The 25,049-nt window shown below is 47.7% G+C and carries 26 protein-coding genes; 16 read left to right on the top strand and 10 right to left on the bottom strand.

Features of this window, described 5'->3' with window-relative positions; translation table 11 throughout:
• Positions 1–205: 205 nt before the first annotated feature.
• From ACTRXI_RS02315 to prpB, 5 genes are all read left to right on the top strand, one after another.
• Positions 206–1,597, top strand: a complete 1,392-nt coding sequence (locus ACTRXI_RS02315; RefSeq protein WP_474260891.1) for an MFS transporter — start codon at positions 206–208, stop codon at positions 1,595–1,597.
• A gap of 70 nt (positions 1,598–1,667) precedes the next feature.
• On the top strand, positions 1,668–2,324 hold the full coding sequence (locus ACTRXI_RS02310; protein WP_474260890.1) for a GntR family transcriptional regulator: 657 nt from the start codon (positions 1,668–1,670) through the stop codon (positions 2,322–2,324).
• 116 nt (positions 2,325–2,440) lie between these two features.
• Positions 2,441–3,559 (top strand): citrate synthase, encoded by a 1,119-nt coding sequence (gene mmgD, locus ACTRXI_RS02305; protein ID WP_474260889.1) that lies wholly within the window; start codon positions 2,441–2,443, stop codon positions 3,557–3,559.
• Positions 3,560–3,573: 14 nt separating this feature from the next.
• Positions 3,574–5,001, top strand: coding sequence for a bifunctional 2-methylcitrate dehydratase/aconitate hydratase (locus ACTRXI_RS02300; RefSeq protein WP_474260888.1), 1,428 nt, complete (start codon positions 3,574–3,576; stop codon positions 4,999–5,001).
• Positions 5,002–5,015: 14 nt separating this feature from the next.
• A complete protein-coding gene (gene prpB / locus ACTRXI_RS02295) occupies positions 5,016–5,933 on the top strand; it encodes a methylisocitrate lyase (protein WP_474260887.1) in 918 nt (305 codons plus the stop codon).
• Positions 5,934–5,962: 29 nt separating this feature from the next.
• On the opposite strand, the gene ACTRXI_RS02290 is transcribed toward prpB, so the two are convergent.
• On the bottom strand, positions 5,963–6,820 hold the full coding sequence (locus ACTRXI_RS02290; RefSeq protein WP_474260886.1) for a M15 family metallopeptidase: 858 nt from the start codon (positions 6,818–6,820) through the stop codon (positions 5,963–5,965).
• Between the two features lie 172 nt (positions 6,821–6,992).
• Between ACTRXI_RS02290 and motA the strand changes: the two genes are divergently transcribed.
• Complete coding sequence (gene motA, locus ACTRXI_RS02285) at positions 6,993–7,805, top strand: flagellar motor stator protein MotA (RefSeq protein ID WP_022794276.1); 813 nt, start codon at positions 6,993–6,995, stop codon at positions 7,803–7,805.
• The gene (gene motB, locus ACTRXI_RS02280) at positions 7,798–8,556 is read left to right on the top strand and encodes a flagellar motor protein MotB (RefSeq protein WP_474260885.1); all 759 of its coding nucleotides are present in this window, start codon (positions 7,798–7,800) and stop codon (positions 8,554–8,556) included. Before motA ends, motB begins: the two co-directional genes overlap by 8 nt.
• Before the next feature lie 49 nt (positions 8,557–8,605).
• Here motB and ACTRXI_RS02275 read toward each other — a convergent pair whose 3' ends face one another.
• Complete coding sequence (locus ACTRXI_RS02275) at positions 8,606–9,421, bottom strand: MBL fold metallo-hydrolase (protein ID WP_474260884.1); 816 nt, start codon at positions 9,419–9,421, stop codon at positions 8,606–8,608.
• 496 nt (positions 9,422–9,917) lie between these two features.
• On the opposite strand from ACTRXI_RS02275, the gene ACTRXI_RS02270 reads away from it, so the two are divergent.
• The 7 genes from ACTRXI_RS02270 (at position 9,918) to ACTRXI_RS02240 (ending at position 16,112) form a co-directional block, all read left to right on the top strand.
• Positions 9,918–10,376, top strand: coding sequence for a MarR family winged helix-turn-helix transcriptional regulator (locus tag ACTRXI_RS02270; RefSeq protein ID WP_322526611.1), 459 nt, complete (start codon positions 9,918–9,920; stop codon positions 10,374–10,376).
• Positions 10,377–10,507: 131 nt separating this feature from the next.
• Positions 10,508–11,740, top strand: a complete 1,233-nt coding sequence (locus ACTRXI_RS02265) for a DNA polymerase IV (RefSeq protein ID WP_474260883.1) — start codon at positions 10,508–10,510, stop codon at positions 11,738–11,740.
• Between the two features lie 86 nt (positions 11,741–11,826).
• Positions 11,827–12,885, top strand: a complete 1,059-nt coding sequence (locus ACTRXI_RS02260; protein WP_474260882.1) for a M20/M25/M40 family metallo-hydrolase — start codon at positions 11,827–11,829, stop codon at positions 12,883–12,885.
• Positions 12,886–13,045: 160 nt separating this feature from the next.
• Positions 13,046–13,408, top strand: coding sequence for a hypothetical protein (locus ACTRXI_RS02255; RefSeq protein WP_474260881.1), 363 nt, complete (start codon positions 13,046–13,048; stop codon positions 13,406–13,408).
• Positions 13,409–13,439: 31 nt separating this feature from the next.
• Entirely contained in the window at positions 13,440–14,417 is a 978-nt protein-coding gene (locus ACTRXI_RS02250) for a Gfo/Idh/MocA family protein (RefSeq protein WP_474260880.1), read from the top strand.
• Between the two features lie 6 nt (positions 14,418–14,423).
• Positions 14,424–14,732 (top strand): hypothetical protein, encoded by a 309-nt coding sequence (locus ACTRXI_RS02245; RefSeq protein ID WP_474260879.1) that lies wholly within the window; start codon positions 14,424–14,426, stop codon positions 14,730–14,732.
• A gap of 108 nt (positions 14,733–14,840) precedes the next feature.
• The gene (locus tag ACTRXI_RS02240) at positions 14,841–16,112 is read left to right on the top strand and encodes a multidrug effflux MFS transporter (RefSeq protein WP_474260877.1); all 1,272 of its coding nucleotides are present in this window, start codon (positions 14,841–14,843) and stop codon (positions 16,110–16,112) included.
• 107 nt (positions 16,113–16,219) lie between these two features.
• Here the strand turns inward: ACTRXI_RS02240 and dhaM are convergent, their stop codons facing one another.
• From dhaM to ACTRXI_RS02220, 4 genes are read right to left on the bottom strand one after another with little or no spacing between them, the layout of a single operon-like run.
• On the bottom strand, positions 16,220–16,621 hold the full coding sequence (gene dhaM / locus ACTRXI_RS02235; RefSeq protein WP_474260876.1) for a dihydroxyacetone kinase phosphoryl donor subunit DhaM: 402 nt from the start codon (positions 16,619–16,621) through the stop codon (positions 16,220–16,222).
• A complete protein-coding gene (gene dhaL, locus ACTRXI_RS02230) occupies positions 16,621–17,241 on the bottom strand; it encodes a dihydroxyacetone kinase subunit DhaL (RefSeq protein WP_474260874.1) in 621 nt (206 codons plus the stop codon). Before dhaL ends, dhaM begins: the two co-directional genes overlap by 1 nt.
• Positions 17,242–17,248: 7 nt before the next feature.
• Entirely contained in the window at positions 17,249–18,217 is a 969-nt protein-coding gene (gene dhaK / locus ACTRXI_RS02225; protein WP_474260873.1) for a dihydroxyacetone kinase subunit DhaK, read from the bottom strand.
• Positions 18,218–18,235: 18 nt separating this feature from the next.
• A complete protein-coding gene (locus ACTRXI_RS02220) occupies positions 18,236–18,718 on the bottom strand; it encodes a DinB family protein (RefSeq protein WP_474260872.1) in 483 nt (160 codons plus the stop codon).
• Positions 18,719–18,898: 180 nt separating this feature from the next.
• Here ACTRXI_RS02220 and ACTRXI_RS02215 point away from each other — a divergent pair, with 180 nt between their 5' ends.
• Positions 18,899–19,345 (top strand): DUF4385 domain-containing protein, encoded by a 447-nt coding sequence (locus ACTRXI_RS02215; protein WP_474260871.1) that lies wholly within the window; start codon positions 18,899–18,901, stop codon positions 19,343–19,345.
• Positions 19,346–19,367: 22 nt separating this feature from the next.
• Here ACTRXI_RS02215 and ACTRXI_RS02210 read toward each other — a convergent pair whose 3' ends face one another.
• Positions 19,368–20,543: an aminotransferase class I/II-fold pyridoxal phosphate-dependent enzyme gene (locus tag ACTRXI_RS02210; RefSeq protein WP_474260870.1), complete on the bottom strand. Its 1,176-nt coding sequence runs from the start codon at positions 20,541–20,543 to the stop codon at positions 19,368–19,370.
• A gap of 229 nt (positions 20,544–20,772) precedes the next feature.
• Between ACTRXI_RS02210 and ACTRXI_RS02205 the strand changes: the two genes are divergently transcribed.
• On the top strand, positions 20,773–21,711 hold the full coding sequence (locus ACTRXI_RS02205; protein WP_474260869.1) for an ABC transporter substrate-binding protein: 939 nt from the start codon (positions 20,773–20,775) through the stop codon (positions 21,709–21,711).
• A 44-nt stretch (positions 21,712–21,755) separates the two neighbouring features.
• Here ACTRXI_RS02205 and ACTRXI_RS02200 read toward each other — a convergent pair whose 3' ends face one another.
• From ACTRXI_RS02200 to ACTRXI_RS02190, 3 genes are all read right to left on the bottom strand, one after another.
• A complete protein-coding gene (locus ACTRXI_RS02200) occupies positions 21,756–22,934 on the bottom strand; it encodes an iron-containing alcohol dehydrogenase (RefSeq protein ID WP_474260867.1) in 1,179 nt (392 codons plus the stop codon).
• Positions 22,927–24,450, bottom strand: a complete 1,524-nt coding sequence (locus ACTRXI_RS02195; RefSeq protein ID WP_474260865.1) for a sodium:solute symporter family protein — start codon at positions 24,448–24,450, stop codon at positions 22,927–22,929. Before ACTRXI_RS02195 ends, ACTRXI_RS02200 begins: the two co-directional genes overlap by 8 nt.
• A gap of 111 nt (positions 24,451–24,561) precedes the next feature.
• A complete protein-coding gene (locus tag ACTRXI_RS02190) occupies positions 24,562–25,044 on the bottom strand; it encodes a hypothetical protein (RefSeq protein WP_474260864.1) in 483 nt (160 codons plus the stop codon).
• Positions 25,045–25,049: the final 5 nt, after the last annotated feature.

The raw sequence follows: 25,049 nt of genomic DNA, 5'->3' as shown, positions 1-25,049 counted from the left end.
TTCCCAGTAATTTTTCATATACACAAATCCACCACTTTATATTATCACATAATCTTAAAGACGAGAATGACGACTTTGTGATTCGTCGAAGTGTCTGGACATCCTCGTTCATTATATTTGTTTCCAGGTTTTGTTTCAGTTAATATATGATAGTTCCATACAAAAACAACTTCCCTGAAACTAATAATAGAAAGCGTGAAATTTTATGACGAATGAGTCTTTACACGTCGGCCCGGCTCAGAAAAAGAAGCTTATTTTTCTGGTAGCTTTGATTTTAACCATCGCAGTTATGAACGGCACCATGTTTAACGTAGCTATTCCGGATATCCAGTCGTATTTCGGCATTCCTTCCTCCCAGGTCAGCTGGGTGCTTACCTCGTACATTATGGTCTACGCTATCGGGGCCTTGATGTATGGAAAATTAGCAGACTTTTATTCCATTAAAGCTCTGCTTACCTTTGGCATCATCCTTTTTGCCGCCGGTGCAACGCTCGGCCTTTTTTCTCAAAGCTTTGTCATGCTTCTCGTCGCCCGGGTGCTTCAGGCGGCAGGCGGAGCAACCATTCCCGCACTCGGGTTTGTGATACCTGCCCGCTTTTTCCCGGAGGATAAAGGCCGCGTCTTTGGTCTGATTTCTTCTACAGTAGCCTTCGCTTCCGGCGTGGGGCCAATTGTTGGCGGGCTGCTCGGAGGATGGCTCAGCTGGCGTTATTTGTTTTTATTCTCTATTCTATCGCTTTTAGCCCTGCCTTTTCTCAGAAAATGGCTGCCGGATGAAGAAAAACGCTCCGGGTTTATCGATTATTTAGGAGCCGCGCTTTTCGGAGCAGCCATCGCCGGAATTTTACTGTTTGTGACTACTCTTCAATGGATCTTTCTATTTATGTTTATTGTCTTTATGGCTGTTTTCTCTGTTCGGACGGCGAAAGCGGATGATCCTTTCATCCGCCCGTCCCTGTTGAAAAACAAATATTATACCGTCACCATTTTGACGAGCTTTCTCGGAGTGTGCAGCATGTTCGGACTTTTGTTTATCATTCCGCTTATGACTAGAGAGCTGTATGAACTTTCCACTACGCAGATCGGCCTTGTTATCTTTCCGGGAGCAATACTTGCCGGCTTTCTCGGACGCACCGGGGGCGACCTTGCAGACCGTCACGGCCCAAAAGTAGTCGTTATCGCCGCCCTGATTTTCATTGCTTTTGGAACAATACTGCTTTCCGGGTTTGCCGGCGTTTCCGCGGTCGCTGTCTCTGTTGTTCTAATCATCGCCTATATAGGCTTTCCTCTTATCCAGAGCTCGACCGCCAATATTTTGTCTTCTGTTCTTAAAGAAAATGAAACAGGCGTCGGCATTGGCATGTTCAACCTGATGAACTTTATGGCTGGAGCCTTCAGCAGCGCAATCTTTGGAGCTGTGCTGGAAATTCAGGGCGTAACCACTTCGTTGAACCCGTTTGCTTCCGGAGGCAGCAGTGCCATTTATTCTAATGTTTATCTCGCCCTGACCCTGATTTCTCTGTTCGCCCTTGCAATGTTTACGTACACCTTCCGTGCCTTCCGGGTCGCACCACAGTCGGAGAAGAATACTGAATAAAGAGATCGGCCCAGTGCCGGTCTCTTTTTTGCTATAATAGACAAAATCAAACCGAAGGGAGCGGTGACTTGTGCAGAGACGCCGTGTATCCGTAAGCGATTTAGCTTACGAGGCTTTAAAGCAAAACATTATTGAATTTCATTATTCTCCAGGGCAGGCGCTTCGCGAGGAACAGTTAACTGAAGAAATCGCAGTAAGCCGTACGCCGCTCCGTCAGGCGCTCTACCGTCTCGAGCTCGAAGGATTAATTGTAAAAAAAGCGAATGGACGTATGGAAGTCCAGGCGCTCAGCATTGAAGAAGCCGTCGATATTTTTGCCGTCCGGGAAGCGCTCGAAGGACTTGTGGCTAAAGAAGCTGCCATGCGGGCATCCTCTGAGGCTGTAGCAGCTATGAAAGAAGCACTTCTGCATATGGCTGAAGCAGATGAACGATTCACTTCCATTACGTATGGCAGCCGCTTCCATCATTTATTATATGAACACGCTTCGCCTACGGCGGTTCAGTTTTTAAACCAGCTGAACAGCCGCCTTGAAAGATACCGGCGACTCAGCGGATACCGGCACCCTGATTATACAATCGACACTCCAGTATCTGAACACGAAAAAATCCTCTCTGCTATCGAACAAAAAGATGGCCCGGCGGCCGAGCATTACATGCGTGCCCATATTCGCAGAAGCTTAGCCTCTACGAAAGAAACGCTTGAATTTCATATTTCTTCTTTCTAGCAGCACGTCGAAAAGGGTTTTGCCTTTTTCCAAATAATTGTATACAATTATACAAAGAAACAGCTTATATTTTTAACCGTTTTTGAAAACGCTTTAAAAATAAAGGAGGCACCACTATGTCTGCAGAGAACGAGTACAGCCCCGGACTCGAAGGTATTATTGCCGCCGAGACGTCGATTTCCTATCTTGATGTCGATCAGGAACAAATTGTTATACGCGGATACGACCTGATTGAATTAGCAGAAAACCGTCATTTTTTGGATGTTGCTTATTTGCTGCTTTACGGCTCTCTTCCAAACGCAGCAGAGAAGGAGTCTTTCCAGGACCGCCTTTATCAACAGCTCGAACTGCCCGAATCTCTGACTTCTTCCTTTTCATTATTTCCTGCTTCGATGAGCGCCATGGATATGCTCCGTACCGGCATTTCCCTGCTTGCCGGCTCCGAGAAGCATATGCATGACCATTCCCCAGAAGCAAACCAGGAAAAAGCGGTTAAACTGCTCGGTGCTATACCTGCCATTATGGCGGGCAGCTATCGTACACAGCAGCATGAACCGCTAATTTCTCCAGACCCTTCAATGTCTTTTAGTGCCAATATGCTTCACATGCTCACCGGGAAAACGCCTACAGCATTGGAAACCGAAGTGTTTGATCAGTCTCTTGTGGCTTACATTGAGCATGAAATGCCGAACTCTACCTTTGCAGCCCGGGTGATTGCTTCCACCCAGGCCGATATGTATGGTGCCTTCACGGGGGCGGTAGCTTCTCTGAAAGGTCCTTTGCATGGGGGAGCCAACGAAGCCGTTATGCATCTATTGCTGGAAGCCGGCACCCCGGACGGAGTCGAGCGGCTCTTCCGGGAAAAACTGGCCAACAAAGAACGGATCATGGGATTTGGCCACAGGGTATATATGAAAAAAATGGACCCGCGCGCCCAGTTGATGAAAAAATCGCTGCACCGACTCGCGGAAAAGCAGGATCGCATGGACCTGTATGATATGTGCGTACGCGGCGAAGAGCTTATTGCAGAAGAAAAAGGCCTGCATCCAAACCTGGACTATTATGCAGCGCCGGTGTATTATCTGCTCGGCATCCCCATTGACCTGTATACGCCTATCTTTTTTGCATCGCGGGCAGCCGGACTCGGGGCCCACGTGATCGAGCAGCACAGCAATAACCGTTTGTTCCGTCCGAGAGTCAATTACACCGGGCCGCGGGACATTACGTTAACCTAAAGGAGGAAATGAGGATGAACCAGACGATGCAGCAGACAGATGCTTTACTGACCGATATTGCCGACTATGTATACGATCAGGAAATCTCAAGCGGCGAGGCGTATGACACTGCCCGCTATGTATTAATGGATACGTTAGGGGCAGGGATTCTGGCATTAAGATATCCAGAGTGCACTAAGCATCTGGGTCCTATTGTTCCAGGCACAATCGTCCCAAACGGTGCCCGCATGCCAGGCACCCAGTTTGAACTCGACCCGGTACATGCTGCCTTTAATATTGGCTGCGCGATCCGCTGGCTCGATTATAACGATACCTGGCTTGCCAAAGAATGGGGTCACCCTTCAGATAATCTCGGGGGCATCCTTGCCACCGCAGACTATCTAAGCCGGCAGCGCGTGGCAGAAGGCAGGGAGCCTCTGACGATGAACGACGTTTTAACCGCCATGGTGAAAGCCCATGAAATTCAAGGATGCATCGCTTTAAATCACAGCTTTAACCGGGTCGGGCTCGACCACGTGCTTCTCGTTAAAGTAGCTACGACAGCAGTGGTCACCCATATGCTTGGCGGCAGTAAACAGGAGATGATCAACGCGGTTTCCAACGCCTGGGTGGATAACTCCAGTCTTCGTACGTACCGCCATTATCCTAACGCCGGCTCCCGTAAATCCTGGGCCGCCGGTGATGCCACGAGCCGCGGAGTCCGCCTCGCTTTAATGGCTGTCAAAGGCGAAATGGGATATGCTACAGCTCTTTCTGCCAAAGGCTGGGGCTTTCAGGATGTAATGATGAATGGAGAAGAGCTGTCTGTGCCAAAAATGGATGCCTACGTGATGGAGCACGTCCTGTTCAAAGTCTCCTTCCCGGCTGAATTCCACGCCCAAACCGCTGTGGAAGCCGCTATTGAACTGCACCGGGATGTAAAAGAACGGCTGCAGGATATTGAACGCATCGACATTGTTACTCACGAAGCTGCTATCCGTATTATCGATAAAACCGGCCCGCTGCAAAATCCAGCGGACCGGGATCACTGCCTGCAGTATATGACAGCCGTCGGCTTGATCTTCGGCCGGCTTGACGCTGATCACTATGAGGATTCCGCTGCTGCAAATCCGGTAATTGATCAGCTCCGGAACAAAATGATCGTGAAAGAAAACAAACAGTACACTGAAGATTATCTGGATCCGTCTAAGCGTTCAATTCCCAATCAGGTGCAGGTTCATTTTATGGACGGCACGAGCACCGCTCCAGCAGAAGTGGAATACCCGCTTGGCCACCAGCGCCGCCGGGAAGAGGCCAAGCCGCAGATTATCGAAAAATGCCGACAGAATCTGAATGCTCACTACCCTCCGAAACAGGCCTCCCTGCTTCTGGAACAAATGCTCGACCATGACCGGCTGGCGGAAACTCCTGTTCATCACTTTATGTCAGACTGGGTTTACTAAAAGGAGGAAATACATTGAGTTGGTTAACCGAAGAACCTGTTTCCCAAAAAGAACTCGCCCAATTATTTCGTGACCGTATTAATCAGAAGCCGGCGGTGAAGATTCCCGGTGTTCATGATAGCATGTCTGCACTGATCGCCAGAAACACCGGCTTTGACATTTTATATCTATCCGGCGCTGCCTATACAGCGAGCCGGGGCCTGCCGGATCTTGGCATCATTCATTCCCATGAGGTTGCTGAACGGGCCCGGGATATTGTCCGCGCAGCAAAGCTCCCGATGCTCGTTGATATTGATACCGGCTTTGGGGGAGTGCTTGATGTGGCACGCACCGCCCGGGAAATGACCGAAGCCGGTGTGGCCGCCGTCCAGATTGAAGATCAGGACCTCCCGAAAAAATGCGGGCATTTAAACGGCAAAAAACTGGTATCGGCTGAAGAAATGGTTCAAAAGATTAAAGTTATTAAAGAAGTAGCTCCGACGCTAGCCGTTATTGCCCGTACCGACGCCAAAGGTGTGGAGGGAATGGAAGCAGCTATGGAGCGGGCAGCCCTGTACCGGGAAGCGGGCGCAGACGGTATTTTTCCGGAAGCTCTCTCCGCAGAGGAGGATTTCCGACTGGCCGGAAAAAGCCTCTCCAGCACGCCGCTGCTTGCTAACATGACCGAGTTTGGCCGCACCCCGTATTATCATGCTGATCAGTTTGAATCCTGGGGATTTAATATGATCATCTATCCGGTTACTTCCCTGCGGGCCGCTGCCAAGGCAGTCGAACGGGTTTTTCAGGAAATTCATGACAAAGGCACCCAAAAGGATATGCTTGAGGATATGCAGACACGCGAAGAGTTGTACCGTACTATTTCGTACTACGATTACGAAGCGTTGGATGAAAAAATCGCAAAAACCGAGCTGCCGACAATTGATGAAGATTAAAAAATAAAGCCTGGGGGCACACCCCGGCTTTATTTTTCTTCTTCGCTGTTTGATGACTCTTCTTCAAGCTCTTCTCCGTAATACTCTTCCAGCACCCAGTCATTTTCGTGAAGCGTTCCGGCCAAATCCTCTCCTACATATCGCACGTGCCAGGGTTCATACTGATAGCCGGTAATATCCGTTTTATCTTCCGGATAGCGTATTACAAAGCCATACTCATGCGCATTTTCTTCAAGCCACTCCCCTTCTTTTGTGTCACCTAGATCTGTCGTTAACGAATAGCCGACAGATGAAGTGCTCACGTCCATAGCCAGCCCGCTTTGATGCTCACTTTCTCCGGCCCTTGCGCTATATTTGTTCGCTTCCTCCTCCCCGTCTTCTTCCGCGTTGGCCGCAAATATACTTTCCTGGCGGTCATACGAACGGTATCCCGACACAGCCGAAAGCTCAATTTCCTCTTCTTCAGCCTCCGCGAACATGCTTTCAAGCTGCGCTGCGGCTTCCTCTCTCATATACTTTTTCTGGGGTTCTCCCTCAAATGGAAAAGCCACATCCGGTATTACTAAGTTTTCCGGCTCATAATCTGACGGCAGGTGGTATTCCCGGTTAATTAATGCGTCTGTAGCCGAGGGATTCTCCAAATCCCCCTCTTCTCCTCTCTCAGGTGGCTCCTCTCCTGCATCTGACTGTTCGTCATTCTCTGCCTGCTCTGTCTCCTCTTCTGCATCGCTCTCTGTTTCTTCCTGACTCTCTTCGTTACTTTCCTCAGGAGCGTCCGAAGAATTTTCTTCAGCTTCGTCACTCCCGCTGTCTCCGTTCCCGTTATTTGCACAGCCAGCGCTGAGCAAAAGCCCTGACATTCCTGCAACGATCATCCATTTTTTCATCATGCGCATCCTTTCTCTGCCATTCAAGGCGGTCTTCATGCTTTCGTATTTACGAGACCGTCTGCCTAGTTAATTATTCCTTACTTCCTTAAGAATTTTTCCATCCTTCTTTATGTTAGCATCCCAAGCGCCGATATAAACAATAGAATCAAACATAAAAGGATTGATACGTATGGATAAGGCATCAATCATCGGTATTATAATAGCATTCGCAGCTATCATGAGCGGTATCGCCATAAAAGGGATGGAGCTTATCTCTTTGCTGAACCCGGCCGCTCTATTAATTATTTTTGGAGGCACGATTGCCACTGTAGTAATTGCTTTCCCTGGTAACGAATTAAAAAACGTCCCGAAGCTTTTCGGTGTTTTATTTAAAAACCAAAATGAATGGAGCGTCGCGCAGCTTGTTCCCATGTTCTCCAGCTGGGCACAGACGGCAAGAAAGGAAGGCCTTCTGGCTCTTGAAGGCGACGTACAGGACATTCAGGATCCCTTTCTCCGCAATGGTATGACAATGGCGGTGGACGGACAAAATTCGGACTTTATCCGTGACATTATGAGCGAAGAGCTCGAAGCCATTGAATCCCGTCATCAAACAGGCGTTTCTATTTTTACCCAGGCAGGAACCTACGCCCCTACACTCGGTGTCCTGGGCGCTGTGGTCGGTCTCATTGCGGCGCTTGCCGACATGTCTGACATTGATAAACTCGGAGAAGCAATCAGTGCTGCCTTCGTAGCCACCCTTCTGGGTATTTTCACCGGCTACGTACTCTGGCATCCTTTTGCCAATAAACTCAAGCGCAAATCCAAGCACGAAATCCATGTCCGCAGTGTCATGATTGAAGGTGTATTATCGGTTCAGGAGGGCCAGCCCCCAAAAACGATTGAACAAAAGCTTCTAATGTACGTTCCGGCGAAGGATCGCGAAAAGATTATGGAGGCAGCCCAGGAAACCGAATGGAAAGAAGGTACCGAAAATGGCTAGGCGGCGGCAGCGGAAAAAAGAAGAGGAAGAGCACGTCAGTGAAGCGTGGCTACTCCCATACGCAGACCTCTTAACCCTGCTGCTTGCGCTGTTTATTGTGTTGTTTGCATCAAGTGAAGTGGATGCCCGGAAATTTGATCAGATCTCCGATTCCTTTAACTCGGTTTTCACTGGCGGAAGCGGCATTAATGAATCCGGAAGCTCTGTCGAAGAGCTGAATGCCGAAGATAATATCGATGAAAGCCCTCCAACAGCAATCGAAGAGGCTGAAGACCAAAACGAACTTGCCGAGCTTCAGGAAAGAGTGGAAGGCTTTATTGATGAACGGGGGCTTGAAGGCCAGTTTACGACCCGCCTCTCCGATGATGGCCTGCTCCTTTCCATCAAAGACAATATTTTATTCAATGTTGGTGAAGCTGAAATACGCGAAGAAGCTCTTGAAACGGCTGAGGATATGTCCGAGCTGCTTGTATTAAACCCCCCTCGCAACATTATTATCAGCGGCCATACGGATGACACCCCTATCGCGAATGCGGACTTCAGCACAAACTGGGAGCTCAGTGTCATGCGGGCGGTCCATTTCATGGAAATTGTGCTCGAAAATCCTGACCTCGATCCAAGAGATTTCAGCGCCAAAGGGTTCGGCGAGTTTGAGCCGGTTGCTTCGAATGATACCGAAGAGGGCCGTGCCCAGAACAGACGCGTGGAGGTTTTGATTCTTCCGCGTAACCAAACCGAATCCTCCGAATGAGAAATATGAAATCAAAAACTGGCTGCCCTTCTACAGAGCAGCCAGTTTTCTATCTTTCCGTTTTTAATTGTTCTTTATTCTCTTCGTGGACATGCTTTAACGGTTCTTCAAATTTATGACGGTCAATAAATGCAAAAATGGCGCTCTCCACATATGGATCTTCCAACGATTTTTTCGTATTTTCAATATACCATTCTGAATCCCGGAGACGCTTCTCTATTTCTTCCGGCTTCGAAGCAACCAGGCCATGTCCCGGGACCACGGTATTGTATTTGCCGTCTTTCCATAGCTCATTCAGCTTCTTTAACGTAAACTGGTAGGACTCGCTGTTATATTCAATAATCGGGATCTCTACATTGCTTAAATAGTCTCCGGCGATACAAAGACCGAGCGGCTCTACGACCGCCGCCAATCCATCCACGGTATGACCCGGCGCCAGGTAGAACGTAATTTTAGTTTCTCCTTCTGTAAGCACCTGCTCATCCGAGTCAACAATGATATCCGGTTTCGGATACATGGCTTCATAGCTGCGTTGAATATAGTATGCACTGTCAAACTCTTTCATTTCCTGCACAATTTCTTCTTTATCCGACCTGGCATTAAATCCACGGGAAGCAATGATGGTTGCTTCCGGGAAAGCACCGGCTCCGATAATGTGATCGAAATCCGAATGAGTCAGCAGCAGATATACCGGCTGGCCCTTTTTTCGTTCTTCGACAAAATTCCTTATTTCCTCAATTTCGGCTGGAAGCCATGTAGGATCTGTGATTAATATTAAATCATCTGTCACTACGACAGTCGTATTCGTCTGATAGAGCTCGCTTTGAAATACGCTCCATTGTTCACGGTCTAATCTTTTTGCCACACTGATCACCTTCTTATTAGTCTTCATTTACAGTTTCTTTCCCGAAAATGAAAGTTTTCATTCATAAATTAAAGTATTATTTTATTGAATAATTATATAAATTCATATAAAAGCAGAGTGGCCGCTTTTTGCTTTTTATAAGCAAATCGTTCGCATTCACCCTCCCTTTCTCTTATCGTAAACATACATCCTAATACAAAAGGAGGGAATTTTATTGCTGAAGCAATGGATAAAAAGCCTCTCTTTCTCAAAACGCTGCTACTACTGCAGATCAAAAACTTCTTACATGCGCCCGTACTTCACAAAACAGGATGAAAAAGTCTTTGTCTGCGAAAAATGCCTCGAATACGCTGAAAGAAGGGCTATGCAGCGAGCGGACTAGGAAAAAACGTACGTCATTTTCGTTTTATATATATCGTTTTACGCTTATCTCTTTTTTCGGTCCTGATCTATATTACAATAGAGAAAAAGAACGATTGGAATTGGAGGGGCCCCGATGAACGAACATGATAAGGAAATGCTCGAACTAATTGAAACTGGCGTGGTAACGTTAATGCGCCGGGCGGATTTTAAACGGACGCTTGACAGTCAGGCAAGCAGCCTGGACCGTTCCGCATATTTGATCCTTCAGGTACTGCACCAGCAGAGCCCCCGTTCTGCACGTGAGCTAGCTGATCACTTTCTCCTCGATATTTCGACGCTCAGTCGTCAGATTCACTCGCTGGAGAAAAAAGGTTTTGTCTCCCGCCGCCCGGATCATCACGACAAACGGGTCAACCAGATTTTTATTACGAACGAAGGGATTGAGGCAATCAATACGCTGAAGCAGGAACGGATTCATATGTATGACAGCCTGTTGGCTGACTGGGACAAGGAAGAGCGCGACCAATTTGCCCAGCTGCTCGAGCGATTTAATAACACCCTCGTACAAAAAAGGGGGCTTCCTTCTTCGTAATGCATATGCCGGGCCCTGGACCAGGGCCTGATTTTTTTATCAAAAACAAGAACATTTGTTCGTTTAAAATATTTATTTTGAGGTATACCCTATAGAAAGAAACAATTGTTTCACCAAAGGAGGGCTGGGCCGTGGAGCGTGTTATTTTCCTTATCGACATGCAGTCGTTCTACGCCAACGTTGAAAAGCTGTATTATTCCAGCCTTCAGCATAAACCAACAGCTGTAGCCGGAGATCCGTCCATCCGGAGCGGGGTGATTCTGGCTGCCTGCCCTATTGCTAAACGCGAAGGAGTGAAAACAGCCGAAACACTTGGAGAAGCACAGCAAAAATGCCCAGGGCTTGTTGTTATCCCTCCGCGTATGGAGCTTTATTTAAGAATTTCTGTACAAATTGCCATAGCGCTTGAAGCTTACACTGATAAAATAGAACCCTACAGCGTGGACGAGCTGTTTGCAGATATGACGCATACATACAAACATACGGCTTCCACGCCGGAGCAGGCGGCTCTGTTCATCAACAGGCATCTTCTTCGGGCGTTCGGCGTCTATCCCCGGACCGGCATTGGAGCAACCAAGGTTCTCGCCAAAATGGCCTGTGACCATTTTGCCAAAAAATCGGCCGATGGGATTTTCACCCTGAAGCAGGAACAGCTGGCTTCCACACTTTGGCCTCTGCCTGTAAATCATCTGTTCGGAGTCGGGCGCCGGATGGAAAAGCACCTGCGGCAGATGGGGATTCGAAAAGCCGGCCACCTCGCTGCCTACCCTGTGGAAGAGCTGCGGCACCGCTTTGGGCTGAACGGAGAGCTTCTATGGCAGACAGCGCACGGCATTGACCCTTCCCCTGTCTCTCCCGGCACTCATACGCATCGAAAGGCTGTCGGCCACCATATGACCCTCCCCCGTGATTATTCGAGCTGGGATGATATCAGCGTCGTGCTTCGCGAATTGAGCGAAGAGGTCGGACGCCGGGCCCGGGCGGAGAGCTGCAGCGGCTGGACAGTCACCGTAGGAGCCGAAGGGCATGATAACGGGAATTCTGTTCATTTTCAGCGGCAGGCCTCCCAGGCCGAGCCGATTAATGACGGCAAAGCCATCTACGAAGCCGCCGCCTCCCTGTTTCGTAAACATTGGACACACTACCCGGTCCGGGGACTGAGCGTCAGCCTGCAGCAGCTTGAAAGCAATCAATTTATGCAGTTAGATTTATTTTCCGAAAAAGAGCACCGGGAAGACTTAAACAAAACGATCGATACCCTCAAAGACCGGTACGGACCGGCAGCTGTGCTCCAGGCCTCATCGCTTCTTCCCGGCGGCCAGGCCCTTGCCCGCGCAGAAAAAATCGGTGGTCACTACAAGTAGTTCCCGACTCCTTCAGGAACAGGAGTTGACGGCAAAGCCGAAAAACGGGATGCTGTAATAAATTGTACTTTCAAGGAGGAGAACTTATGAAGGAAACATCTGAACAGTTTTTATACGACCTGCTCCAAACTCCCTCTCCATCCGGCCACGAAATGGCTATTCAGCGTAAATGGCTTCAGTACGTCTCTCCGTATGCTGATGAAGTTCACACAGACACGATAGGCAATGCCTGGGGCACCATCAATCCGGAAGCCCCGTTTCACGTGCTTTTAGCCGGTCACTGTGACGAAATCGGCTTTCTTGTAAAGTCGATCGACAGCAGCGGCTTCGTAAGGGTGGAAAAGCTCGGCGGCATCAGCCAGGTACCTGCACTGGGAATGAAAGTGACCTTTCAGGGCAGGCAGGGACCTATCACCGGCGTTACGGGCGTCAATGCGGAACACAAGGGCGGCAGTAAAAAAGATTTCGCCTTTTCCGATTTGTACATAGACTTTGGAGCTAATAGTAAAGAAGAAATGGAAAAGTATCTTTCCATCGGCGATGCCGGCGTTTATGAGCGCACGCCCGAAAAGCTGTTAAACAACCGTTTCAGCGGACGGGGACTCGACAACCGGACAGGTGCCTTTATTACTGCAGAAGTTCTGCGCCGGCTGCAGAACAAACGCCCGGCGGTGGGCGTCTATGGCGTGAGCACGGTGAACGAAGAAACAAACATGGGCGGGGCTCATTTTGCCGGCGCCGGCCTCCGTCCAGATTTAGCAATTGCCCTCGACGTTACATTTGCTTATGATTACCCCGGGTCCAATCCGAATCAGGAAACAGAAGTAACACTCGGCGGCGGACCCGTCCTTGCCAAAGGGGCTCCGATTCACCCGACAGCTAATGAAGGACTGGAGCAGGCGGCCAAAAAAGCCGGCCTCTCCGTGCAATACGAGCTCACTCCACGGGTGACCGGTACTGACGCTGACCGGCTTCGTCTCGCTGGCGACGGTATTCCAAGCGTTAATGTATCTCTTCCACTACGGTACATGCACGCCCCTGTGGAGACAGCCAGCATGGACGATATCGAAAATGTTATCGAGCTGTTGGTCGAATACATTTGTTCCCTGCAGGAAAATGAAGACCTGAGGCCTATCCGTCCGTAATTTACTTTTATGTATCTTTGATTTCACGCTCTCTTCTTTTTCAGGAAGAGAGCTTTTATCATTTGTATTTTTTTGATTCAAGGCTGTTCATTTGAAGCTAAAACCGCTACGATACAGTTATGAATATTTGTATCTACATCACTTAAAGGAGCTGCAGCCAATGGAAGAACGCTTAGCAGAATTCGGACAAATCATCGATCAAATCATATCCCGGGTGCCGGGTACCTTCGGCGAAAATATCGCTGTATTTGTTCTCGCTATTTTATTGTATCTTTTACTGCGTCCTATATTTTTTTTATGGAAACCGGCAGCGGCCCGGCTGTTAAAAATGCTGTGGTACGCAGCCCTCGGTTATGTTCTGCTGCAGGAAGCCGGATCTATTTTCTTCATTCTTGGCTTTGCAGCTGCTGTGGAGGCATACGACCAGTTTTTTCTCTTTTTTGAGGAACGAAAACGGCGGGCTTCCATCCCAAAGACGGAAGCAAAAACACGGACGAACCGGAAAAGAAAAGGAAGCTCTTAGGATCAGCTGACATTTAAGGAGGTTTAACATAATGAATTTTGCCACCGTGGGAACAAACTGGATCACCGAAGCGTTCATTCAGGCCGGCAGTTCGCTTGAAGACTTTCAGCTGCAGGCGGTATATTCGCGGAATATGGAGCGTGCCCAAACGCTTGCGGATCAGTACGATGCGTCTTCGGCTTACGATGATTTAGAACAGCTTTGCCAGGACACAAACGTTGAAGCGCTGTATATTGCAAGCCCTACGAGATATCACTTTTCCATAGCTATGGCTGGTATCCAGCACGGCAAGCACATCATCTGTGAAAAGCCGATGTGCTCTAATGCGGAAGAGGCAAAGCGGCTTCTTGCCGCTGCTTCAGAATACGGTGTCACTATTATGGAAGCGATCAAAAACATGTATTTCCCGGCCTGGGAGACTGTTTTGAACCACCTTGACGAAATCGGAAAACTCCGCCGGGCATCGATTTCCTATTGTCAGTATTCAAGCCGTTACGACGCTTACCGCGAGGGGACTGTGCTCAACGCTTTTAAGCCTGAGCTTTCCAACGGGGCCTCAATGGATATTGGCACCTACTGCCTCCACCCCGCCCTTGAACTCCTAGGCATGCCGCATACAGTACAGGCGCACGGCTATCTGCTTGAAACCGGAGCCGACGGTCAGGCTGCCGCTCTTTTAGGCTATCCCGAAGCCCAGGCTGTTGTCAGCTATTCAAAAATTTCTGCTTCCACCCAGCCGGTGGAGCTGCAGGGCGAAGACGGCACGATCACCATCGACCATATTAACCATATGCACCGGGTGACCCTTACAAAAAAAGATGAAACGACTATCCTCTGGGAAAACAATCAGGAGGACTCCATGGTTCACGAAATACAGGCCTTTATTCAGCTGTGCGCCGATGAAGATGTGCGGCACATTCCTATCGAACGCTCCATTCAAGTACTGCAGGTGCTTGATGAAATACGTGCACAGATCGGCGTCCGATTTCCTGCAGATACTGAGGAGTAGCGGAAGGTGATGAATCTTTCCTTTTTTTCCTTAATAAATGAAGGGTTAAGTGCTGTATTCGCCGTAGACTTGACTCAGGAATATGTATTTTTCCTGTTCAGCTTTGCATTTTTTCTTCTCTTCCGGCCGCTGTGCTTTTTATGGATGCCTCCGCTTCAGCACCTGCTTCGATGCTCGTGGTACGTAATTATTGCTGTAGCCTTTTTTCAGGAATGGGCCGGAGCGCTTATTATTATTTTTTTCGCTCTTGCTGCAGAATGCTGGCATCTGCTGTTTGCGGCTATGGAAACAAAATCCGGGAAAAGTCCGTCTTAAAAACGGGCTTTTCTTTTTATATGCCCTATGTTAGAATCCTCTCTTGTGTGCAAAAAACAGACGTGTCCTATAATACATAAATCATTTAACAAGGGAGTAGATTTTATCATGAGTTCCACACAGGCGGTATCGTCTAAAAAACGGCTCGGCCTGGCTATTCTGCTGGGCTCACTGGCTGCATTTGGTGCTTTGACTATTGACATGTATTTACCCAGCTTCCCTTCTATAGCACAGGATCTTGATACAAGTGCGTCACTTGTGCAGCTTAGTTTAACAGCCTGCCTGCTCGGCCTCGCCTTTGGCCAATTAATCGTCGGTCCTATGAGCGACGTGAATGGAAGAAAAAAACCGCTATCCGTTTTCTTATTTATTTATATTGCCGCTTCTATTTTATGTATATTTGCCCCGACCATCTGGATTCTGATTGCCTGCCGTTTTCTGCAGGGATTTTCAGCTTCGGCCGGCATCGTTATTTCCCGGGCAATTGTCCGGGACATGTATTCCGGGAAAGAAATGACAAAATTCTTTTCCCTGTTGATGCTTGTAAACGGCCTTGCGCCAATACTTGCTCCAGTGCTTGGCGGAGCCATTCTTAACTTTACGACATGGAACGGCGTCTTTGCCGTACTAAGCGGGATAGGGATTATTATCTTTATTATTGTTTTATCCCTGCTTCCGGAAACCCTCCCGGAAACTAATCGTTCCGACAGCGATATAAAAGAAACCGTACGTACCTTTGGGAGCTTATTAAAGGACCGTTCGTTTATGGGCTTCGCCCTTGCCCAGGGATTGAAAATGGCCGGCATCTTTGCATATGTTTCCGGCACGCCGTTTGTTTATCAAGGCATTTACGGAGCTTCGCCGCAAACATTCGGCTTTTTATTCGCGCTTAACGGAATCGGCATTATTATCGGATCGCAGACTACCGGCCGGCTCGCCGGCATTGTACCGGAACGAAAAATACTCACATTCGGACTCGGGCTGACCCTCATTTCAAGCTCCGTCCTATTAACAATGACTGTGATTCAGGCACCGCTTGCTGCTATCGTCATTCCAATGTTTTTCGTCGTTTCAAGCCTCGGGCTTGTAAATACAGCTTCGTTCTCTCTTGCGATGGAAGAACAGGGCCACCGGGCCGGCAGCGCTGCTGCATTAATCGGGCTGCTTCCATTTTTATTCGGAGCGGCTTCGGCCCCGCTGGTTGGCATCGCCGGAGAGCATACAGCGGTCCCAATGGGAATTGTGATTTTTGGAGCAGACGCTGCAGCAGTACTCAGCTACGTGTTACTAGCTCGCGCGTCGAAAACACCTTCTGCCGAAAAAGAAAAAACCTCGCAGAGCTCCTATTATAAAAATGCAAGACCAAAAACAAGCTCATAAATGGAAATGCCCGGAGTCCTGGAGCCTCCGGGCATTTCAAATTTTTGTATAAAACTCTATATCAACGAAAACCCTGCAGCCGTAAGCCTGGCTGCAGGGTTTATTCATTAATTCTCGATTTTTTTCCATTCCTTTGCCGATTCTGCTGCTTTTTTTACTTCTTCAAGCGTTTTTCCCATCCCTGCTTCGACCGCAGCGATGTACGCTCCTTCCACAAGCGGGGCATCAGCTATTGTAATACGGCCTTCGAGCTCCGGCAGCATTTCAAGAGCCATTTCCGCATTCATTAGTGCACTGCCAATGTCAAACAAAAGCAGCACGCCCTCTTCTGTCGTAACCGATTCCACAGCGCCGGTGATCCGGTCTACACTTGTGCCGATTTCTCCGTCTTCAGTTCCTCCGGCTGCAGCGATTGCAACATCCTCCTGCTTCGTCTGAGATACGAGATCCACGATGCCGTCGGCGAGCTCTTTACTGTGCGAAATAACAATGATGCTGACTTTAGCCATTAAGAGGCCCCCTCTTTATACACTTCTGCCAACGCTTCAAAAACGAGCTGCGATGAAAAGGCTCCAGGGTCCATATGGCCCTTCGAACGCTCGCCTAAATAGGAAGCCCTTCCTTTTTTAGCAATTCGGTCGATGGTAGCTTCTGCTTCGTTTGCAGCCGTTTTGGCAGCCTTCTCTGCGTCTGCGCCGTGCTCCTTCATTTCATCCCGCACAGGAATCCATACGTCGAGCATTGTCTTGTCCCCGAGGGAAGCCTTGCCTCTCGTTTCGATACCGCCGACGGCGGCCTCGATGCCTTCGACCAACGCTGCGCTGTCAAGCACGTCTTTACCCTTCCATGCATTGGCGGCTTTAAGAAATGCCGTACCATATAATGGCCCCGACGCTCCTCCCACCTTCGAAATGAGTGTAGAAGCCACATCTTTATACAATGCGCCAATGTCCTCGTAGGAAGCGTCTTCCACTTTCTTGGCTACTTCCTGAAAGCCGCGGGCCATATTATGCCCGTGATCTCCGTCTCCGATGGCCTGATCCAGCTCGGAAAGCTTGTCCTTATGCTCCTGCATTTTTGCATTGATTCTTAGTGCCCATTGCTTCATTACTGCTGCGCTTAGTTCCATGAAAGCTTCACTCCCTGCCGGATAGTAACAGTTGTTTCCGTTCTTCATCCAGGTTTAAAATCGTTACCGAGCATCCTGTCATTTCAAGCGACGTCATATATTCTCCTACAAAGGTTTTCTTTACGTGAATACCACGGTCTTTCAACAGCTGAATAGCCTTTCTTGCCACAATATAAAGCTCCATTAAAGGCGTCGCTCCCTGGCCGTTGATCATTAACGCTACTTCGCTGCCATCATTTAGGTGCATATCATCGAGCACGTGCTGAACCAGTTCTTCCGTCACGGCGTCTGCCTGCATCAGTTCGCGCCGCTCTACGCCCTGCTCGCCGTGAATACCGGTCCCGATTTCCATCTCGTTCTCATCGAGGGTGAATCCGGGTTTGCCGGAAGCTGGAACGGTACACGGAGAAAGGGAGACTCCCATCGAACGCACGTTGTCAGCCACGCCCTGGGCAATTGCTTTCACCTCGTCCAGGCTCTTTCCCTCAGCCGCTGCTGCCCCTGCAATCATATGCACAAGGGTCGTTCCTGCTACACCGCGGCGGTCCTCCGGATTGGCAATCGCTACGTCGTCCCGTATAACGACCTGTTTGACCGTAATATCTTCTGCTTCTGCGAGATCGGCCGCCATATCAAAGTTCATGACATCCCCGCTGTAGTTCTTGACGATCAAAAGAACTCCGGAGCCGCTGTCGACAGCTTTAATCGCTTCAAGCACCTGGTCAGGTGTCGGAGAGGTGAATACTTCCCCGCTCACTGCCGCATCGAGGAGCCCTTCCCCGACGTATCCGGCATGAGCAGGCTCGTGTCCGCTGCCCCCGCCGCTGATCAGCGCCACCTTGCCCTTGACTGGAGCGTCTGCCCGCACAATGACATTTGTGTTTTCAATCGCCCGGAGCTTATCAGGATGAGCGGCCACCAATCCTTCCACCATTTCAGAAACAATCTGATCCACACCATTAATGAGCTTCTTCATTTCTTTTCCTCCCTCAGTCTATAATCTTGCTTTTATATCTTGGATTTGAGCAATATGACGCTCTTCGTGGAGACCGATCATTTCCAGCCACTGATGAAGAGGCATGGGCCCAAAATTGGGATGCGAAATGGAACGTGCTGCTAATTCCTCACTGGTATGTTTTTCCTCCAGGTGACGGATATAGTCTCTTGTTTCCTTCAATTCCTCCAGCAGGCTCTGCTTGCCATATTCCATGTCCTCCGGCTGGAGCTCCTTCGGGGCTTCTGCCGGACGGCGCCGGTATTTCATCATTTGAATCGGCTTTTCTTCCGCCCTAGTGGTAGGTTCTGTTTCCAGGGCACTTTTCATACTTCTTCCTACAAAGGCTTCAAACAGCCGTAGGTGTTCGACCACCTGGGCCACGCTCCAGTCAGTGGCGTCTGTTTTTATGTTCCAATCTGCTTCCGGCACTGGTTCGATTTCTTCCAGAAGCTGGCTGCGTACATTTTCAATATATTCCATCTTAAAACCTCCATCTAACACAAGGATTCGATGTGTATGTTCAATAATCCTTCTTTCTTCCATGCATACTGTTTATTCCCCTTTTCAAGAAAAATAAATCCTGAACAAAGGTGCAGTTTCACACATAATTATCATCATTTTCGGGCAAAGAAAACAAAGGCAAAAAAGGAGAGAATGCTTATGAGTTTTAACTATGAAGAAGATTTTGACCGTATTAATTTTCGTGAAAAGCCAGAAAAGTACCGTGTAGGACGCGGGGAACAGGGCGTTTTAATGGTGGAACCGTACAAAAGCGAAATTCTGCCGTACTGGAGGTTTAAGACCCCGGACATTGCCGAGGAATCTTCCCGGCAGATTTACGAATTATTTCTGGAGTATAAAAAGCAAAAGGATTTCGTCGGAATGGATATGGCAAGAAAATTTCTGCAGATGGGCTACACGCGCTCACGCCGGTACGCCAATTATAAAGGTGGCAAAAAATACGACAAAGACGGTAACGTGAATGAACGTCAGATCAATGAAGAAAAAGCTGAATCCGCCCGGATTTTTGAAGAAAAATGGATCAAAGCCCGGGAGGACGAAACCTATTTATCATGGAAAAAAGACCATCAGCAAAAGTATGGATAAATAAAAAAGTTAAACTGCTTCTTTATTTCACCTTTGCGGCCACACCCGCGATCCGCTCAGCTGCTTCTTTTAATCGCTCTTCCTCTTCGAGCAGACCAATGCGGACGTATCCTTCTCCCATGCTTCCAAAGCCATGGCCCGGAGCGACTACTACACCCGCTTCTTCGAGCAGCTCTTCGGTAAACGAAGCGGAGGTATAGCCTCCCGGCACTTCCATCCATACAAAAAAAGAACCCCCTGGTGTCTGCACCGCTACGCCGTGATCATGAAGCGCCTGAATAAATACATTTCTTCTGTTTTCATAAACAGCCAGTATATCTTCAGCCATCTTTGCCCCGTGATCAAACGCATACGCTGCTGTTTCCTGAACCGCGCCAAACAAACTTACATACAAATGATCCTGAATTTTATTGATCATCTCTATAACTGAAGCATTTCCCACTGCCACAGCTGCACGCCATCCGGCCATGTTAAACGTTTTTGAAAGGGTGTACATTTCCACACCGACTTCCTTGGCCCCGGGGGTCTGAAGAAAGCTGGGCGGTTTTTCGCTGTCGTAGCCAAGCGACCCATAGGCAAAATCGTGAACGACACAAATGTGGTGCTGTACAGCAGTCCGGACCGTTTCTTCAAAAAATTCTGCCGTAGCGGTACCGGCAGTCGGGTTGTTAGGATAATTTAAAAACATCATTTTTGCCCGGTTCAGCACATCTGCTTCAATCTGCCGAAAATCAGGGCGAAAACTATTTTCTTTTTTAAGCGGCATAAAAGCCGTTTCTGCATTGGCCAGAGCTGTTCCCGAAAGGTAGTCAGGATAACCCGGGTCCGGCAGTAAAGCAGTATCCCCCGGGTTGAGGAGACACTGGCTGATCTCCACAAGCCCTGTTTTTGCACCGAATAAAACCGCCACTTCCGTTTTTGGATCCAACGTCACACCGTATTCCCGCTGATAAAAATCAGCCGCGGACTGCTTCAAAAAATCGTAGCCCCGAAATGGGGAATATTTATGATATTCCGGCTTTTCAGCAGCACTCCTCATTTTTTCCACAATAGGTGCCGGAGTCGGCTGATCAGGGTTTCCCTGTCCCAGATTGATTAAATCTCTGCCTTCTTCTTTCAGTGTCTGGACTTTTCTTGAAAGCGAAGCAAAAAACTGTTCCGGCAGTCGTTCGATTTGTTCAGACGGTTCAAATCGCATAAAATTTCCTCCTGTACGCAGAGTTTCCCTCGTATGTTTTACAATCGTAAAAACAAAGTACCCTCAGTTTAACGTTAAATAAATAAAAGCACATCCCTTCCATTTTTATAAAAAAATATATGAACAACATTTTTTGCTTAGTTCCAAAGGTTTACATTGTAATTATAAAATGAATACCATATAATAGTGATGCAAATGATTATTATTATCAACTGGGAGGATTTACATATTGGTTAAAAAGTGGATTTCTTTATTTGCAGTAGGTTTCGCCTTTTTGTTTGTGCTTGCTGCCTGCGGCAACGGTTCATCCGGAGGTTCCGGAGAAAGTGAAGACAGCGGAGAAAATGCAGAAGCAGAAACAAGAACAGTCACTGACCCGACCGGCCGGGAAGTGGAGATTCCGGCAGACCCGCAGAACGTCGTAGCCTTGCAGAATGTCGCAGACATGCTGATTCTTGATAAACAGCCGATAGGCACCTCTGAGTATTATCTCGATACGTACGGCGATCAGCTTGAAGGAGTGGAAAGCGTTGGCGGCGATACGCCAAACGTAGAGCAGATCAACGAGCTTGACCCGGACATGATTCTTTTGTCGGATTATCAGTCTGACTCTCTGGACCAGCTCGAACAAATTGCTCCGGTATATATGACTTCTTTTGATGATACACCGGAAGAACAGCTTCAGAATACTGCTGATGCATTAAATGAAGAAGACGCAAGCGAAGAATGGCTGACCCAATATGAACAACAGGCCGAGGAAGCCAAACAGACACTCGCAGACAATGACGTGCCGGAAGATGCAACTGCAGCTGTCGTCCAATTTATCGGTAAGGAAGTGTACGTGCACGACCAATCCGTCTTCGCCGGTTTGTATGAAGGCGCCGGGCTTGAACCAACAGAAGGTGTCGAAGAAAATACAGAAACCCAGGCCATTTCTCTTGAAACTGTGCCTGATTACGTAGAAGGGGCAGACTATCTGTTTGTGCTGACCGATCAGGGGGAGCCGACAGAACAGTCCCAGGAGCTTGTGGATGATCTGCTTGCTGATACACAAGCCGTTCAAAACGAACAATTTTATTACGTAAATAATACAAAATGGAGTGACTTCACACTGCTTGGCCGTGAGTACCAGCTCAACGATTCAGTAGAAAAAATCACCGGCGAATAAAACAGAGGCCCGTTCTTTTATAAGAACAGGGCCTTTTTTGTGACTTACTTGTTAATTTCTAAAGTACCTGCGTAAGCTGCTTCATACCTTTCTAAAATATCCTGATAAGAATACGGCTTCGGACTTCTTGCTAAAAGTCTTGTCTGTTTTTCTCCACTTTCAGCCAGCTTTACGAGATCACTTTCTTTAATCCCGAATTTGTCCAATGTAGAAGGAATTCCTACATCTTCAACAATACTTTTCAGCTCCCGAACACCCGCTATTGCGGCTTCCCTTTTTGATAATCCTTCAGTATTCGCCCCTATCCGCTCTGCTATTACTCCCATTTTTTCCATGCAGGAAGGCCAGATGTAATCAAAGATGTAGGGAAGAAGTACAGCATTCGATTCACCGTGAGGGATTTTAAATAACCCCCCTAACGGATAAGCTAAAGCATGTACACCAGCAACACCTGCGTTATAAAAGCTTAATCCTGCAGTCATACTCCCCCAGCTCATTTGTGCACGCGCCTCTTCATTACTGCCGTTCCATACAGCTGTACGAATGTTTTTCGCTATTCTTTCCATTGCATCCAAAGCGAGAGCATCTGTCAGCGGAGTGCTGTTAACAGAAATATATGCTTCCACCGCATGAGTAAGAGCATCTACTCCTGTAGCAGCAGTAATCTTAGGCGGCACCGTCATCGTTAGATCCGGATCTACCACAGCAACATCTGCTAGTAAAAATTCATGGGTGATAACGTCTTTAGTACCTTCGAGCGAAAATACGCTTATATCTGTTACTTCTGCCCCCGTACCGGCAGTTGTTGGTATTAAAAGCTTTGGCAGCCCTCGGCTTGTAAGAGTTTTATCTCCTGAAAGGTTTAAATAATTCTCAATGGACCCTTCGTTACCATGCAGTACAGAAACTGCCTTTGCGATATCAAGGGAGCTTCCTCCTCCGATTCCGATAACAAAATCTGCATCAAATGATTTTAATGCCTGCAGGGCATTCTTCCCAATTTCTACAGGTGGCTCCGGCTTTAGATCGGAATATATTTCATATATCACCCCAGCCTCTTTTAACTGGTCTTCCAGAGGGGCTGCGATGCCGGCATCCAGGACCCCCGGGTCGGCAAATACCATCACCCGCTCTGCCTGGTGGGACTTCAGTAAAGCTGGTATTTCATTTACTGCTCCTTTACCTGAAACAATTCTGATTGGTGAAACAAACGATTTATACATTTTTTCCACTCCTTGTATTTGGTTTTTGTTTTATATCTAAACCACTTTCCTTCGGGGATTCGGTAGTTGCTATAGTTACAATAAACATCGTGAGCATGCCGACGATAACTCCAATACCAGCAGCCCCAAACGGATTAGAGAAGTTAAGGCCAATTGGCAGATACACAAACCAGTATACAACTGTTGCTGCTATTAAAGATGAAATAGCCGCTGTTTTATTTGCGCGGTCCCATATACCGCCAACGACGATAGGTCCCGCCGTAGCTGCCATGATTCCGCCGATACCGATCCACATGAAGACTGCGAGGAACTCCGGTGGAGACCAGGCGAAAAAGATAGCTGCAATTATCACTAAAAATGTACTGTAGCGACTGATGATTAATTCATACCGTTCCGCTTTTGCTTTTGAAATATTAATTTTGGGTACAATCGTTTTACGATACAAGTCGTTAGCGAGCAGCTGGGTCAGTGATACTATCAGACCGTCCGAAGTCGACATTACAGCAGACAGCACAGCAATTGCCAGAAATGCTGCAATTACTGGCGGAAATATTTCACTGAAAAGGACCGGGATTATCTGGTCGGGACTAATACCTGCGTCTGCACCGACTACGGCCACTCCAAGCATTCCGCCCAACGCCATTAAAGGCAGGATTGTAGCAAAAATAGTACAATACATAATCAGCTTTCTAATATCTTTACTGCCTTTGACAGCCATAAACTTGTTACCAAGGTGCGGCTGCACGGAAAAAGGCAAGTGAGCTACAAATAGTAAGGCTACCAGCCAAAAGGCTCCGTACGTATTATCCCCGGGAAGAAACAATTGATTAAAGCCGCCCTGGGGATTTTCATTACTCACTGTGTTCAGCATATCAGTAAAGCCACCATTAACTCCTACGCTCGTCATAAAGCAAACAAATACTGTAATGGCTACTATCAGCATCAGGAATCCCTGTACAGCATCGGTAATAATATCTGAGTGCGATCCTCCCATAAATACATACACAGCAAGTACTGCTGCTGTGATAATTAAACCAACCCCGTAATCAACACCCATCATAGTTTGAAACATTGTCGCAGCAGCAACAAATTGAGAAACGACGTAAAAAATAAGCAGAATGGAAATAATCGTCAATGCAATGCGCAGAAAATCACTTTTGTATCTTTCGCCAATAAATTCCGGAATCGTTCTTGTACCGAATTCATCTCCATATTTCTTTATAACCTTAGCTACAAAAAGCATGCCAATGACGGTAGCTATAGGATAAAGAAGCGGATACCAGAGACTCGGGGTTCCGATACTGTAAGCAAGTCCCGGCATCCCCATAAATGTGGAGCCGCTGGATATGCCCGCTGCAATTACTAAGGCGATTACTAATGGACTATAGCTTGACCTTGCGGTAGCAAAATCCTCTGACGTTTTCGTTCTTTTCATTCCAACCCAGCCGAAATAAAGCATCATTAGTATAAATAAGGCCATAAAAATCCAGGAATAGGTTACAATTTGTGTATTCATAGAATCCCCCCCTATTCTTTTTCTTTTAGAATATTTGTTTTCCAAAGTGTCAGGGCCATTCCGACCCAGGTGCCAACTATACAAACGGCCATAATTATCAGGAAGTTCATTTTATTCTCTCCTTTCTTGATAAAATTGCTGAATAATAGGAAATTTTTCTAATTTATCGTACGATTCTGAACTTACCTCGTATAACATTACTTTCACTTTATCGCTGTTAAGTTTTTTTGCACTTTCAACCTGGTAAGGGGCATAAAAAGTATACGTCTTCTCCCGCTTTACCACAGGAACTTTCCAGGAACGGCGTTGATATAAAAAGTATTTTCTTAATGTCTCTTCTCCCTGCTCCTGAAATTTTTGCTTTTCGATTTCATATGGAATAATTTCTTCGTTCTGCACCTCGATGGTTTCACAGACCGGCAGGCCGTCTATAATTCCCTGCTGATTTGTTATCCCGTCTCCCGCGGTAACAATTTTTTCTGTTCGTTCGCCGAACAGGGTCTGAAACGTCACAATCCATTCGGCTGCGTATTTAGGATAATAACAAGTAAACAAATACTCTTTTTTCTTTCCTTTCATTGTCTGTATTTGCATACTAC

The organism is Marinococcus sp. LNHM4E3-1 (assembly GCF_056034405.1).
The sequence above is the reverse complement of the archived record's forward strand: the minus strand, read 5'-3'. Positions and strand labels throughout refer to the sequence as shown.